The 14,658-nt window shown below is 50.4% G+C and carries 14 protein-coding genes and 1 pseudogene; 10 read left to right on the top strand and 5 right to left on the bottom strand.

Annotation, left to right across the window (positions count from 1 at the left end; all coding sequences use genetic code 11):
* Window positions 1-28: 28 nt before the first annotated feature.
* The 10 genes and pseudogenes from ET33_RS40000 (at window position 29) to arsC (ending at window position 8,735) form a co-directional block, all read left to right on the top strand.
* A complete protein-coding gene (locus ET33_RS40000) occupies window positions 29-130 on the top strand; it encodes a hypothetical protein (RefSeq protein ID WP_036690841.1) in 102 nt (33 codons plus the stop codon).
* A gap of 989 nt (window positions 131-1,119) precedes the next feature.
* Window positions 1,120-1,242 carry a sporulation protein YjcZ gene (gene yjcZ, locus ET33_RS37880; protein WP_081890562.1) on the top strand — a complete coding sequence of 41 codons (123 nt, stop codon included), beginning with the start codon at window positions 1,120-1,122 and terminating at the stop codon, window positions 1,240-1,242.
* 455 nt (window positions 1,243-1,697) lie between these two features.
* Window positions 1,698-2,433, top strand: a pseudogene (locus tag ET33_RS30105) (YheC/YheD family protein).
* 15 nt (window positions 2,434-2,448) lie between these two features.
* Window positions 2,449-3,348 (top strand): phosphoenolpyruvate mutase, encoded by a 900-nt coding sequence (gene aepX / locus ET33_RS30100; RefSeq protein WP_036690838.1) that lies wholly within the window; start codon window positions 2,449-2,451, stop codon window positions 3,346-3,348.
* Entirely contained in the window at window positions 3,345-4,490 is a 1,146-nt protein-coding gene (gene aepY / locus ET33_RS30095) for a phosphonopyruvate decarboxylase (protein WP_200879250.1), read from the top strand. Before aepX ends, aepY begins: the two co-directional genes overlap by 4 nt.
* Before the next feature lie 15 nt (window positions 4,491-4,505).
* Window positions 4,506-5,657 (top strand): 2-aminoethylphosphonate aminotransferase, encoded by a 1,152-nt coding sequence (locus ET33_RS30090; RefSeq protein ID WP_036690834.1) that lies wholly within the window; start codon window positions 4,506-4,508, stop codon window positions 5,655-5,657.
* The gene (locus tag ET33_RS30085) at window positions 5,638-6,372 is read left to right on the top strand and encodes a YheC/YheD family protein (RefSeq protein ID WP_036690829.1); all 735 of its coding nucleotides are present in this window, start codon (window positions 5,638-5,640) and stop codon (window positions 6,370-6,372) included. The genes ET33_RS30090 and ET33_RS30085 overlap by 20 nt, the downstream gene beginning before the upstream one ends.
* 175 nt (window positions 6,373-6,547) lie before the next feature.
* Complete coding sequence (locus ET33_RS30080) at window positions 6,548-6,859, top strand: ArsR/SmtB family transcription factor (protein ID WP_036690827.1); 312 nt, start codon at window positions 6,548-6,550, stop codon at window positions 6,857-6,859.
* Between the two features lie 13 nt (window positions 6,860-6,872).
* Window positions 6,873-8,285 carry an arsenic transporter gene (locus tag ET33_RS30075; protein ID WP_036690824.1) on the top strand — a complete coding sequence of 471 codons (1,413 nt, stop codon included), beginning with the start codon at window positions 6,873-6,875 and terminating at the stop codon, window positions 8,283-8,285.
* A 24-nt stretch (window positions 8,286-8,309) separates the two neighbouring features.
* The gene (arsC, locus tag ET33_RS30070; RefSeq protein ID WP_036690821.1) at window positions 8,310-8,735 is read left to right on the top strand and encodes an arsenate reductase (thioredoxin); all 426 of its coding nucleotides are present in this window, start codon (window positions 8,310-8,312) and stop codon (window positions 8,733-8,735) included.
* Between the two features lie 61 nt (window positions 8,736-8,796).
* On the opposite strand, the gene ET33_RS30065 is transcribed toward arsC, so the two are convergent.
* Genes ET33_RS30065 through ET33_RS30045 form a run of 5 tightly spaced genes read right to left on the bottom strand, consistent with a single transcriptional unit; the run spans window position 8,797 to window position 14,592 of the window.
* Window positions 8,797-9,435: an acetyltransferase gene (locus tag ET33_RS30065; protein ID WP_036690816.1), complete on the bottom strand. Its 639-nt coding sequence runs from the start codon at window positions 9,433-9,435 to the stop codon at window positions 8,797-8,799.
* 36 nt (window positions 9,436-9,471) lie between these two features.
* Entirely contained in the window at window positions 9,472-11,187 is a 1,716-nt protein-coding gene (locus ET33_RS30060) for a DUF4214 domain-containing protein (protein ID WP_051775810.1), read from the bottom strand.
* Between the two features lie 35 nt (window positions 11,188-11,222).
* Complete coding sequence (locus tag ET33_RS30055; RefSeq protein WP_036690814.1) at window positions 11,223-12,566, bottom strand: glycosyltransferase family 4 protein; 1,344 nt, start codon at window positions 12,564-12,566, stop codon at window positions 11,223-11,225.
* Between the two features lie 42 nt (window positions 12,567-12,608).
* Window positions 12,609-13,562, bottom strand: a complete 954-nt coding sequence (locus ET33_RS30050; protein ID WP_036690811.1) for a GDP-mannose 4,6-dehydratase — start codon at window positions 13,560-13,562, stop codon at window positions 12,609-12,611.
* Window positions 13,563-13,569: 7 nt separating this feature from the next.
* Window positions 13,570-14,592, bottom strand: coding sequence for a mannose-1-phosphate guanylyltransferase (locus ET33_RS30045; protein ID WP_036690808.1), 1,023 nt, complete (start codon window positions 14,590-14,592; stop codon window positions 13,570-13,572).
* Window positions 14,593-14,658 lie beyond the last annotated feature (66 nt).

The raw sequence follows: 14,658 nt of genomic DNA, 5'->3' as shown, positions 1-14,658 counted from the left end.
ATATTACCACTAAAAGGAGTGTTGACTAATGAGCTCCGTTGGAGGCTTCGGCGGCTTTACTTCCACAGGTGTTATTCTGGTTCTTTTCATTCTGCTTGTTATCATTGCTTGCAGTATCTGTTTTATTTAAGCACTTGTTTTATTACAAAAAGAGCTTCGAAGCTATGGTAGAAGAGCTACCAACACAACGGGCGGCTCCTTTTTGTATGTTCGGCCTCCTCTTTGTGCTTTGCGCATAGCCGAGATGGTCGCGGATTTGATAAGAAAATGCAGCGGTGGCATAGGACGCGAAAATAAGTCCTAGACCGCCTCTGCTACTTTCCAACTTGGTGATAAGCAGCCATAGTTTACATTCCGATAAACATATTTCTGCTGAAGACCCCCCAGTTTCCTCCCTTAAATCCTGACATTCCCTCTAAGTTGACAAAACAAGGAAGCACTATATATAGGACATGTGACCTCGCATTTGCCCTAAATGTCATGATGAATCTCATTTTCGAATGGTCCGCAGGTGTAATCATTGCCATATCAGGGCGTATTGCGTTAGATGCAGTAAGTGCTTCACCCATTCCAAGGCTTGCAATACCAGTGGGATGCTCCATGTTACTCCGGATCCAGTAATTGGACACCTTTGTCACAGATGCTAAATCAGTTCTGTGATTATAGATCATTAAAAGTTGATTTGAAGTAGTTTGTTTGACCTCCACAAGAATGGGATGATGTACCATCTGTCGGTCGTCCGAAACTGTCGGTAAGCCCCAATATGGTTCGCCAGTATGAGCATAGTGGGGCATGAGTGAGTTACTCATGAATCATCCTCCGTCTCCATTAAAATAGTCAAATGTCATGGTTTAATGTATGTAACCCAAAGTTTTTTTGTGAAAATTCTATTGTCTGACTCATGATTGGATGGATGGCGTTTGATCCCTTGCTCAGTGATTCGGCTGCTGCCGGAATGCTGCGGAAGGGACGGTTTAACACCATGGGTAAATATAATTGCTCGTCAATTGCCACCTGTCACCAGTCCAAACTACCTTTTCTCTGCTGCATATACTAAGTATATGAGTAACCGGATGAACGACGGCTGGTGCTCAATTCACTCTAAAGGGAGCGATTATCATGGGTGGTTTTGGCGTAGGCGGTTTTGGTGGTGGCTGCGGCTTTGGCGGCTTTACTTCGACAGGCGTTATTCTGGTGCTTTTCATTTTGTTGGTAATTATTGGAACATCCTTTTTTATCTAACATTTTCTTCATTTTGCAAGGGGTCGCCGCTGGCGGCTCTTTTTTTGTACGTTCGATCTCTGTCTCTAGTGGGGATTTTAACTATCCTATCGACTGCCCCGACACCTTACGCAATTCATTCACTAAAAAGGAAATGTAACAGACCCCTGCCGATAATAATTTGAACTTTTTTCAGCTATTTAGTTACCATTAATTTGTTGGCTGCATAATTTACTTTCCAACTTGTTTAAAAATATAAGGCCACATAGTTTTCGCACTAGAGCTCATATCGCGGCTTTTTTATTTATCGATATCAAAGCTTGCCAAATGGTTCATAAAAAATGATTTTAAGCCATCGTAGGACATCGTTCCCTGTAGAAGCACACCATTTTTTTGAACTATAGGTTTATACCGTGTTTGGAATTTATATTCATCATAAAATGTAAAAAAAATATTAAGGAGAAAAGAGGATACCCGTGGGAATTGGAAAGATGAAAAAACATAGGGAAATGCTGAAACGCTCCGTTTTACGTCGCCATTTACCTGAAACGCACCGGTTTACCCATGCGAGGGCTTTGCGGATGCTGAGAACGTATTCGACGATCTTCATCAAACCTAATCATGGCAGCGGAGGATCCGGCATCATCAGAGTCAAGAAGGTCCGAAAAGGCTACGAGGTTCGGTACGGTCTTAAACGCACACACGTCGGTTCCGCCTCCTTGTATAAGGCGATTCAGTCTTATTTGCGACCATCTGGACAGTATCTTGTGCAGAGGGGACTTCGTTTGGCCAAATACAAGGGATCGATCTTTGATGCCAGAATCTACATGCAGAAACCGAAGAAGAAATGGGACATTTCCGGCATGGCTGCCCGCGTGGCTGCTCCGCATCGCTTTGTTACAAATTATCACAAAGGCGGACATGGAGTGAAGCTTAAACGAGTGCTGTCAAGGCTTTTTACGAAAAGAAAAAAAGTAAAAAGCACGCTAAGAAATAAAAAAGATATCCCGTCTCATGGCTAGAACCATCAACAAACGGCATTCGATTCGTGAACTGGGAGTTGATCTTGGGATCGAGAAAAACGGCCGTATATGGATTATCGAAGCTAATTCGCGGCCCGGGCATAAGCTGTTCACTCAACTTCCAGACAAGACACCGCTGCGTAGGATTATGAAAAATAAGCACTTGATTCGGAGGCGGCTCATGAACTAGAAAGGAAAATGGCCAATGAAAAAGACAGAACAACTAAAACAAATGATTCACTCGCAAAATTTGGAGTTTATCATGGAAGCCCATAGCGGGCTATCGGCTGCCATTGCCGAAGAGGCCGGGTTCAAAGGCATCTGGGCCAGCGGATTATCCATCTCCGCAGCAATGGGAGTAAGGGACAACAATGAAGCCTCCTGGACGCAAGTGCTGGATGCTTTGGAATTTATGAGCGACGCGACGTCGGTTCCGATCTTGCTTGACGGAGATACCGGCTACGGAAACTTCAACAATGCCAGGAGATTGGTGAAAAAATTGGAACAGCGCCAAATCGCAGGGGTTTGTATCGAAGATAAGCTCTTTCCGAAAACCAACTCCTTCATTCATGCCAAAGCTCAACCGCTTGCCGATGTAGATGAATTTTGCGGCAAAATTAAAGCGATGAAAGATACGCAATCGGACGAAGATTTTGTCGTCGTGGCAAGAGTGGAAGCTTTCATTACAGGTTGGGGGCTGGAAGAGGCCTTGCGGCGGGCGGAAGCTTACCGGCAGGCAGGTGCCGATGCTGTTCTCATTCACAGCAAGAGATCGGACATCGCGGAAATCGAATCGTTTATGAAGGAATGGGGCGGAAGACTGCCGGTCGTGATCGTGCCTACCAAGTATTACACCACTCCGACAGTACGGTTCCAGGAGCTCGGGATCAGCCTCGTCATCTGGGCAAACCATAATTTGCGGGCCTCGATTGAGGCGATGAAAAAAGTATCCGGCCAAATTTTTCAGGAGAAGAGCCTTGTCCATGTAGAAAGCGGTGTCGCTACGCTTGAGGAAGTGTTCAGGCTTCAAAGGGCCGAGGAGCTTCAGGCAGCGGAGCAAAAGTATCTTCCTTCCACGGACAAAGATTCGGATGAACGCTTATGATCAACACGAGGTTATTTGGGAAGGAAATGCAAAATCTGGGATTTCAGCTGTTCAGCGGTGTCCCGTGCTCTTTTTTGAAAAATTTAATCAATTATGCCATCAACGAATGCGAATACGTTGCAGCAGCGAATGAAGGAGATGCGGTCGCCATTGCATCCGGTGCCTATGTGGGGGGAAAGAAGTCGGTTGTTCTCATGCAAAATTCGGGTCTGACCAATGCGGTATCCCCATTGACCTCCCTTACCTATCCGTTCCGGATTCCGCTGCTAGGGTTTGTCAGTCTCCGCGGGGAACCGGGTATTCCCGATGAGCCTCAGCATGAGCTGATGGGCAGGATCACAACCGGGCTGCTGGATTTGATGCAAGTGGAATGGCAGTATTTATCTAACGATTTGGAAGAGGCCAAGCGTCAACTGGTACAGGCTGATGCGCATATCGCGAACAATCGTACTTTTTTCTTTGTCGTTCGAAAAGGGACGTTCGAGGAAGAGGTGCTGCAAAAACAACAATCGTCGATCCATGTGAATCAATTCAAAACGCACCGTCATGCGGAGCTTCAAATGCCGACGCGGTATGAAGCTTTGACCGTCATTAATGCTTTGAAGGACAGCAGGAGCGTACAGCTTGCCACAACCGGCAAAACCGGGCGGGAATTATATGAAATCGAAGATGCCGATCATAACCTGTATATGGTAGGTTCCATGGGCTGCATCGGTTCTTTTGGACTTGGGATGGCATTGGCCCAAAGCGGCAGGGAGATTGTGGTGATTGACGGAGACGGTTCCTTGCTTATGCGAATGGGAAGCTTGGCTACTAACGGTTATTACCATCCGCCCAACATGATTCATATTTTGCTCGACAACAACGCGCATGAATCGACAGGAGGACAAAGCACGGTATCCCATAACAGCGATTTCGTCACCATTGCCGCTTCCTGCGGCTACGCGAAGTCGCTGTATATTCATAATTTAGAAGAATTGGAAGCTGCCTTGAGCGAATGGAAACAAACCAAAGGCTTGACTTTTCTATATATGAAAATATGTAAAAAAGCCAAGGAGCAGCTTGGACGTCCCCACATGAAGCCTTACGAAGTAAAAGAACGACTGCAGCGGTTTTTGAAACAGGCTTCTATCGGACAGTAGGGAAGAGGGAATATTATGCGGTCTGTGAAGAGGAAGATTTTGCTTAATCCCGGGCCGGCGACAACAAGCGATAGCGTGAAGCTCTCGCAGGTGGTACCGGATATTTGTCCCCGCGAACCGGAATTCGGCGATTTGATGGCCTATATCTCCGCAGAGCTAACCCGATTGGTCGCCGATACGGATCATTATACGACGGTTTTGTTCGGCGGCTCCGGCACGGCGGCGGTTGAATCCATGATCAGCTCGGTTCTTGGGGAACAAGATGTTGTCGTCGTCATCAATAACGGGGCGTATGGGAAACGGATAGGTGAGATTGCGGGAGCTTACGGGCTGCCTTATCTGGAATTTACAAGCCCTTCCGATGATGCGATTGATTTGGATGCTCTGGAGAGGTTTATTCAAGCCTCTGACCGTGTTATTTCGCATCTCGCCGTCGTGCATCACGAGACGACCACCGGTCTGCTTAACGATATTAAGGCGATTGGCGAATTGTGCAGCAAGTATCGAATTGACATGATCGTGGATGCCATGAGTTCTTTTGCCGCTGTTCCGATTCAGATGAAGGAAATGAATATCCGTTATTTGGCCGCAAGCTCCAATAAAAATCTTCAAGGCATGGCGGGAGTTTCCTTTATCGTAGCGGAAAACAACAAATTGGAGAGCCTGAAGCACAAGAAGCCGAGAAATTATTATCTGAATCTTTATGCCCAATATAAATATTTTTCGGAAAAGCGGCAAATGCGGTTTACGCCGCCTGTGCAGACCCTGTATGCCCTGAAACAAGCGATTGAGGAATTAAAGCAGGAAGGCGTGAAGGAACGCTACGCAAGGTATGTGAATTCGTGGACCACGCTCGTTAACGGCATCACCCGGCTAGGTTTAACTTACCTCGTCCCCGACAAATATCACGCCAAAATCGTCACTTCCATCCTCGAACCGAATTGCGCCGCCTTTCATTTTCAAGAGATGCACGATTATTTTTACAGCGAAGGGATCACGATTTACCCTGGTAAACTCGATCGATTGAATACTTTCAGAATCGCGACGATGGGGGATATTGCTTATCAAGATATCGAAACGTTCCTGGAACGGCTTGAGCACTATCTCCAAAGTATCGGTTTTTCAAAGCGTGAGGAGGAGACGGGGGATGTCGTCGACAAAAGATAAGTGGCTGAAATATTGGTTCTTGAAAAAATACAAACGGTTGGCCCCCTACGTGCCGAGAACGAGAATGATGTCGAGATCTGCTCTTTGGAATCTTATTTCCAAATATCAGCACGTGATCTTGAAACCGGTAAGAGGCAGCCGGGGGCGGGGCGTCATTCAAGTATCTTCGTTAGGCGGCAATACGTATGCTTTGCACTTTGAGAGTATCAAAATCAAGATACAAGGGAAAGAAAACACTTATAAATATATCCAAAGAAAAATCGGGTACACCCGTTATATGGTTCAACGCAGAATTGCTCGTCCGACCGTAGGCGGCTGTCCTTTTGATATGCGGGTCATCATACAGCGGAAAAAGTTCTCCAGTAAATGGAAAGTAACGGCGAAGATCGCCAAAGTTGCAGGCAGAGGCTATATCGTCTCGAATAATGGGAGAAGCAAAGGAAGGTTGCTTCCCGTGAAGACGGCCATTCGAAAATCGACAATCAAACATCTTTCTTCAAAAAGATTGCAGTGGAAGATGGATCGAATTTCTTTAAGAGCGGCCAGGCGATTAAGAGGCCTGTTTCCACGCCATCGTATTTACGGATTGGATGTGGGATTTGATCCGAAAGGCCATCCGTGGATCATTGAAGCCAATCTGTACCCGTCCATGTCCCATTTTCTTAAGCTAAGAGATAGAACCATGTACCGGCGAATTATGAAATATAAAAAATAATGTGCGGATATAATAAGCAGTGAACCGTGGGCCTCTCTACTATTCATTAGTAGAGGGGCTCTACTATGTCTATAGGATGTTTACATTTTTTTATTATATAATCAATTGATTATATAATTGAATTAGTATATATTTATTTTATAATATCTTTGATCCGGGGTGAGAGAGGGGTTCCATGGAACAAATCAATGAAATGGCCGACAGCTTCAAACTGCTTGGCGACAAGACACGTCTAACGATTCTTGCTTTATTGAAAGAGCGGGCCCTGTGCGTTTGCGACCTCGTGGAGCTATTGGAAACGTCGCAGCCCAATGCAAGCCAGCATTTGCGCAAATTAAGAGCAGCCGGGCTTGTAAACGAAACGCGCAAAGGGCAATGGATTTATTATTCCTTAAGCCTCGAACACAAGCCCTATCTTCAAGCGGTTTTGGACTCCGTTCCATCGTTTAAAGAAAAAATTGGGCAGCTCAAAAACGTTTGCGAATAGGAGGCAGGAGTTTATGGCTGTCACTGCGTTTCTTATCTTTTTGGTTACTCTAACGTTTGTCATCTGGCAGCCTAAGGGATTGAATATCGGCTGGTCGGCAAGTGCGGGAGCTATCCTTGCTTTAATGTTCGGCGCGGTGAGCTTCACGGATGTTGCCGCCGTAACCGGCATCGTATGGAATGCCACCTTGACATTTGTAACCATTATTTTAATTTCATTGGTGCTCGATGAAGTCGGCTTTTTTGAGTGGGCGGCGTTACATATGGCGCGCCTTGCACGAGGCAACGGTATGCTCATGTTTATAAGCATCATTTTGCTTGGATCGGCGGTTGCTGCCTTGTTTGCCAATGATGGCGCAGCCTTGATCATGACGCCGATTGTGCTCGCTATGGTCCGGGCACTTCAGTTTGAGGACAAAATGGTTTTGCCGTTTGTTATGGCGAGCGGATTCATTGCCGATACGGCTTCCTTGCCATTGATCGTGAGCAACCTGGTCAATATCGTATCTGCCGATTATTTCGGCATCGGCTTTGCGGAATATGCAGGCCGTATGCTCGTTCCTAATTTCTTTTCCATTCTGGCGAGTCTTCTTGTGCTGTACCTATATTTTCGCAAAAGTATCCCAAGGAATTACCACGCCGCCCGGCTCAAAAGGCCAAGCGAAGCCATTAAGGATAGGAGGCTGTTTCAATGGTCTTGGATCATTTTGCTGGCGCTGCTTATCGCTTATTTCGTAAGCGGGTTGTTCTCCGTTCCTGTATCGGCTATTGCGGGCATCGCCGCTATCGCCTTTCTTGCAGCCGCGAGAAAAAGCCCGGCTGTTCATACCTGGAAGCTTGTTAAAGAGGCTCCCTGGTCGATTGTCGTCTTCTCCATCGGCATGTATGTGGTTGTTTATGGATTGCGAAATGCCGGGCTAACCGATGCGCTGGGCAGCGTCATCCAAGTAGTCGCAGACAAAGGACTGTTCGCGGCTGCCGTAGGAACAGGGTTCATCGCGGCTATCCTATCGTCGATAATGAACAACTTGCCAACGGTCATGATCGACGCGCTGGCCATTAAGGGGACGGAAACACAGGGCTTCATTCGCGAGGCGTTAATTTATGCTAATGTGATCGGTTCCGATTTGGGACCCAAAATCACTCCGATCGGCTCATTGGCCACTCTGCTGTGGCTTCATGTATTATCTGCGAAAAATATGAAAATCGGCTGGGGCTATTATTTTAAAATCGGCCTAATTTTAACCGTTCCTACCTTGTTTATTACTCTCTCAAGTCTTTATTTATGGCTTTATCTGCTGCAAGTTACTCACGCGAACGTATGGATTTCTACGATAACGATTGCCATTGTGCTGGTTGTGATTGCGATGATCGCGAAAGCGGTGTTGGGGAGCAAGCTGAGAAAAGGCGGACAACAAGGCGTTTAATTCGGATTCAGGGGAGATATCGCGATGAGGAAAAAACCTTTGGTTTACTTTTTGTGCACAGGAAATTCGTGCAGAAGCCAGATGGCGGACGGATTTTTGAAAGCTTTAGGACATGATCGATACGAAGTGAAGAGTGCCGGGCTTGAAGCGCATGGGCTGAATCTCCGGGCTGTTCAAGTCATGAGGGAAGCCGGCGTGGATATCAGCGGCAACATGTCGGATGTGATTGATCCGGAAATTTTAAACCGGGCCGACTATGTGATTACGCTATGCGGACATGCGGATGAGCATTGTCCTGTCATTTCGGGCACGAACGTAATCAAGTGGCATTGGGGGTTTGATGACCCGGCCAAAGCAACCGGTACCGAAGAGGAGATTATGACCCGGTTCCGTAACGTCCGCGATTCGATTAAAGGCCGGATCGAACAGTTCGTGGAAGAAGGAGGGTAGAGTAAAAAACACCTTGCGCAAAACGACGCCTCATCCTGTAAGGGACAGAGGCGCCTTCGCCCTAGTTTCTTTGCTTTATGACCCGCGCCGGAACGCCGACTGCCGTGCAATCGTCCGGAATATCGCGGACAACGGCCGCTCCGGCTCCGACGACGGACCATTCTCCGATCCGGATGCCGTCGATCACCTTCGTTCCCGTGCCGAGCAAGGTACCCGTTCCGACCGTCACGTTCCCGGACAAGGCCGATCCCGGCGCGATATGGCATGCGGTGCCGATCCGGCATTCGTGATCGACCGATGCGTTCGTATTGATGACGGCGTAATCGCCGATATGCGCTTCGGCGTGAATCACGGCGCCGGCCATCACGGCAATCCCTCTTCCGAGCGTCGCCGATTCGGCAATATAGGCGCGCGGGCTAATGGCATTGACGAGCTCGAAGCCGGCCTCGGCCGTCTGTCGGCACAGCTTCTCGCGCAGCCGGTTGTCTCCGATAGCGACAAAGGCGTGCCGGATGCCTTCCTCGTACAGACACGGCAGTACGGAATCGTCGCCAAGGATAGGAATGCCCGACACTTCGGTGCCTGGCGCTTTGGTTGTGCAGCCTGCCAGGCGTACCGTAGGATCGGACTTCAGAATATCGATGACGACTTTGGCATGCCCTCCCGCGCCGATAACGACCACTTTCCGTACCCCCATCATACGGAATCTACCTCCTTGCGATTCAGCCGATCCCGGTCACCGGTGAATGAGGCTTTGAAATAGCCGGTAATATTCTTGCGCCACGTCGGACCATGTACGCTGCAGCGTTCCCCCGATGGCGGCTTTTTCTTGGACAACCAGGGAATGGCGGTTCTGGTAAAGCTGCGCGATGGCGGCGGTCATCTCCGGCACCGAGTAAGGATCGAACGTAACGAATGCGTTCATGTCGCTGATGACTTCTCTGGCGACCTCGATCCGGCTGATCGCTACCGGCGTATCGACGGTTAGAGACTCGAGAATCGGGAAGGGACAGCTTCCTTCGAAAAGCGTAGGCACGATCGTTCCCGCTGCATACTTATACAACGAAGGCATATCGCCGGACGGGAGTCTCGTTAAGTAAACGATGCTGTTCAAAGCTTCATAATCCTGGCACCGTCCCAGCACGCCAGCGATTTCTTGCTCTAGCGGTCTGTGGCGGTAATGATCCGTCAGAACGAGCTTCAGCTGGGAAGCCCGGCCTTCGGGGGACTGCCTGTAATTCAGAAAAGCCTCCAGCAGCCGGTCGTGATTTTTATGCGCTCGAATGATGGAAGGGAACACGAGATAATCCCCATTCAAATGATACTTGCTGCGAAAAGCTCCTTCGGCCAGCAATCCCAGATTGCGGTATTCCTCCACGGGAGCGGCCAATCGGATCACCTGCGTTTTATGAAGCGGGAGCTGCAAGTAGCCGAGGCCCTCATAATTTTGAACGTATGCCGAGTTGAAGACGACTTTGGCCGCTTTGTCCGCCATGGCATGAACGATCCTGTCCAAGCCTTGAACCAAATCCGGATGCTTGCGGACGTACAGCTCCCGAAAATGCGTGTACACAAGGTCGTGAATGCATAAAACAACCGGCCGCTCAAGCTGCAAGGCCAACTCCATTCCAACATAAGGCACACACCAGACGTCAACCGGGAGATGTTGGTTCAACCACGGTACGCTTGGAAAATGATGTATAAACAGCCGGTTTGGATAGAGCGGGGCGAAGGCTTGGAACAATTTCTCCACTTCCGCAAAATTATGCTCCGTCGTCGCGACGTGGATCATAACGTCCGGAGCGTTCAGCAGCAAGCCTTCCGTCAACCGGACGAGAAAGCGCCCGATGCCTTCCCCGTCCAGATAGATCTTGGGCTGATACCCGAGAAACATGCCGATATGCTTAATGGATTGCGCATGAGGCAGCAGAGGCGCAGCTAACGGGGGCACTGTCTGTATCTTCTCCTGACACTCCCCGGATTCGATAAAGTTGCAGAGCATTCGGACCCGGGACAAGCCGAGCGAGAGATGGTGAATATGGCTGTGAAGTCCCGGCAGATCGGGCTGGCGCAGCAGCAAGTCTTGATATAAGCAATACACGAATTCCACATCGGTTACATGATTAATCCGGTGAAAACTACCGATGAACGTCGTATGGGGATATATCTCCGGCGACTGGGACGGGCTGTACAGGCGTTCGGCTTCGCTGCTTCGCAGGAAATAGAGTAAGAAGTTGGTTTTCGGCACGCCGGCGTTCAGCCCGCTCAAATGCGAATGAAAGCCTTCCGGATCAGCTTCCCGGAAAAACAACTGCCGGTATAGTTCCCAGATGAACTCCTCCCCTTCCAGCAGCAGCAGATTGCGCAAAATATCGATGAAGCGAAGCGTCTGCGCCTGCTTCAGCTTTTCCGTAAAGCGGGCACTGCTCAATCTTAAGTTGATAATGTCCATACGACAAACCTCCCTTACCATGAATTGTCTTGCCGTTACAGCAAGCCGATCTGGGCCAGACGCTGCTCGATCAAGCGGCCGACGGCAGAGGGCGAATACCGGCTGCGGATCGTCTGCTGTCCGGCAGCAGCGATCTGGCTCCGCCAATCGATATGCCGGACCAGATTGCGCATATGTCTGGCCGCCTGGCCGATGTTGGGATCGGCCCATACTTGATGGGCGCCGTAAGGTCCGCGGTCTATTCCTACTTGTATGAGCCTATACCCGACCGTACACGAGTTTTCCGGGGTCATGAAATCTGTATTCCCCGACCAGTGCGTGCCGATAACCGGCTTGCCGAGATACATCGCTTCCGCCAAGCCGAGACCGAAGCCTTCCGCTCGGTGCAGCGAGACGAAGCTGTCGGTGCAGGCGATCAGGGCGTTCACTTCATGACGCGCAAGTGTACGGTCCATAATGATAATTTGGGGGAAGCCGTCGGTCACGCGATGCAGAAGGGCCATATCGTCCGGCTTCACTCCTGCGTTGTTCACTTTGACGACGAGACCGACCGACGGATCGTCCCTACCGAAAGCCGCCTTGAACGCTTCAATGGCGGCAAGCGGATTTTTCCGTTCCTGGTAGCTCTGCGTGTCGTACATGGAGCAGAACAAAAACCGGTTGTCCGGCAAGCCGAAGTAGGCCCGGTTCATCGCCGCATCGTAAGCTACCTCGATGCCGTGCGGGATATGGATGACGGGAACCGGAGACCTTTTGGCAATATTGGTCGCCACATAGACCGAGGGCGCCCACACCTCCTGCAGGAATTGGAAGCCTTCGGCATAAAAATCAGGAAGCTCCGGAAGCTCCCAATGCCAGAAGCCGATATTGTAGCGACCGTGCAGAAGGGAAGCGCTAAAGTGGTCGACGACATGCTTCAGCGTGTTCCCGTTGACGTGAAAAATGTTCACGTGATAGGCAGGTCCATGCATTTCCTTATGCGCCCACGTCATATCTTCGTTGCGGTAGTCTCCGTATATGGGGCAGTTCAATATCCCGAACGGAATCCTCGTCGTCTGCAGCGCCCGGGCAGCTAACCGGCCGGATTCGCCAATGCCGGTCTCCGCGCGGATTAAGCCGATCAAGTTCACCCCGGCGGCGGGAGGAGCCGCAGCAGGCAGGGAAGGGTGAACGGCCTTGGTCCCCTTAGGCCGGCAGGCACTCTTTTTTCGCTTGCGACTCGTGCCTTTTCGGTGCTTGCGAAGACCTGTACGCTTTCTCCGGCCGCGTTTCCCGGCCGCTTGCGGCGCCTTTTTGCGCTTCGGCCTCTTGGAGGCTTTGGACAAGGCCCGCTTATGGCTCCGAGGGCCCGAAGCGCGCCGGGTTTTCTTCTTTCGCATGTTTTTCATCTCCAGACTGGAATGGATCTGCACGCCGTCGCCTTACGGGAAGGAACGCCAATAATTCAGAAGATCACTGAGCGTCCGGTCCAATGGAATTTCCGGTTTCCAGCCGGTCGTCTCATGGAATTTCCGATAGTCCCCCAGCAATATCTCCACATCCGACGGACGCAGACGGGCCGGATCGACCTTGATCTCGATTTTTGCCTTGCTAAGCGCAAGCAGCTTCTGAAGTAGCTCTTCGATCGTGATGCAGGAGCCGGAAGCGATGTTGTACGTTTCCCCGGGTACGCCTTTCTCCAGCGCCAGCCAATACGCGCGCACGACATCCCGGACGTCCGTAAAGTCCCGCTTGGCTTGCAGATTGCCGACATAAAGCACCGGGGGCTGCTTGCCTTTTTCGATATCGGCGATTTGCTTGGAGAAGTTCGAGGTGACGAAGTTTTCTCCCCGGCGCGGTCCCGTGTGATTGAAGGTCCGGGTAATGACAGTGTGCAGGCCGTAGCTTTTGTAATATTGATAGGCCAAAAACTCCTGCGTCACTTTGCTGACGGCATACGGGCTGAGCGGCCGAAGCGGGTTCGTTTCCTTGATAGGCACCTCGTAGGCTTCGACGTGGCCGTATTCCTCGCTGGAGCAGGCGATTTGGATTTTGCAGTCGGGCTTGATCCGCCGGACGGCTTCCATGATGTTGATTTGACTGGCGGCATTGTTGTAGATCGTATCCACCGGAGAGTTCCAGGAGGTCGGCACGAAGCTTTGGGCGGCCAGATGAAAGATCCGGTCGGGCTTCACGCTGGCGATCAGGGCCTCGACGGAAAAAGGATCGCGCAGCTCGCATTCGACCAAATCCACCAATTGAAGATCCTTTAAATGCTTGATGTGATCTAGTCGGCTTCGCTGACGGATCGTCCCTACGACATCATGCTCCTGCAGCAGATACTCCGCCATATGGCTTCCGACAAAGCCGGAAATCCCGGTAATAAGCACCTTCATAAGTTCGTTATCCTCCTTTAACGTCCATAAATTTCTGCGCGTCCTTGATATGCTGCTCGTGGGCTTTGTCGCATACAAGCAGGCCGTCAGGGGTGGAGACGACGATTAAATCTTTGACTCCGATGACGACGGTCTTCAGGTTCTCCGTATAGATGATGCTGTTGCTCGTATAGAGAGGGGAGGCGTCTCCCATCACGATGTTTCCTTGGTCATCTGGTTGATGCACGCGTTCCAGCGAGGTCCAGGAGCCGATATCGTCCCATTCGAAATGAACGGGGATCGTATAGATCGACGAAGCTTTCTCCAAGATGGCGTAATCGACGGATATTTTGGGCAAGCGCGAATAGACGTCCTCCCACTGACCGCCGCATCCTTCGAGGAGCGTCCACATGTCCTTCTGGCTGCGGCTCATATAGTGGGCGATGGTCGAAGGCTTCCAAATGAAAATGCCGCTGTTCCAGTACACGTTCTTTTGCCCGATCAATTGCTTGGCCCGCTCCAGAGAGGGCTTCTCGATAAAGGCTTTTGCTGCAAGCGTCTGCCCCTCAGCCGTCGGCTCTTCCGTCACGATATAGCCGTATCCGGTTTCGGGCCGGGTCGGTGCGATCCCCAAGGTAACGATCGAACGATCCGATCTGGCGACGATCTCCGCTTGCTTCAGCGCCTCCCATAAGCTGTTTCCTTCCGGGATGTATTGGTCGGACGGGGTCGTCACCAGAACGTCGTCTTCGCCTTTTTGCAAAAAGTGCAGCGCCGACAAAGCGATGCAAGGAGCCGTATCCTTCGGTTCGGGCTCTATAATGATGTGTTCATGCTTCAGCTCGGGAAGCTGCTCGTGAACAAGGACGCTGTATTGCTTGGTCGTCACGACGTAGATGGACGTGCCCGGTACATATTGGAGAAATCTGCGATACGTTTGCTGCAGCATGGTTTCTTTGGAGGTTAGGGAGAGGAATTGCTTCGGCTTCGATTTGACGCTGCGCGGCCAAAATCTCGTTCCTTGTCCGCCGGCCATGATCATGATTTTCATCGGTCTCATCCTCCTTATGCAGATGATCGTTCTGCCTCCGATTAATATATTGGGGCGGGCCCGTTC

Source organism: Paenibacillus tyrphae, from assembly GCF_000722545.1.
Taxonomy (GTDB): domain Bacteria; phylum Bacillota; class Bacilli; order Paenibacillales; family NBRC-103111; genus Paenibacillus_G; species Paenibacillus_G tyrfis.
Note: the sequence above shows the minus strand (reverse complement) of the source record. Positions and strands in the feature narration are given on the sequence as shown.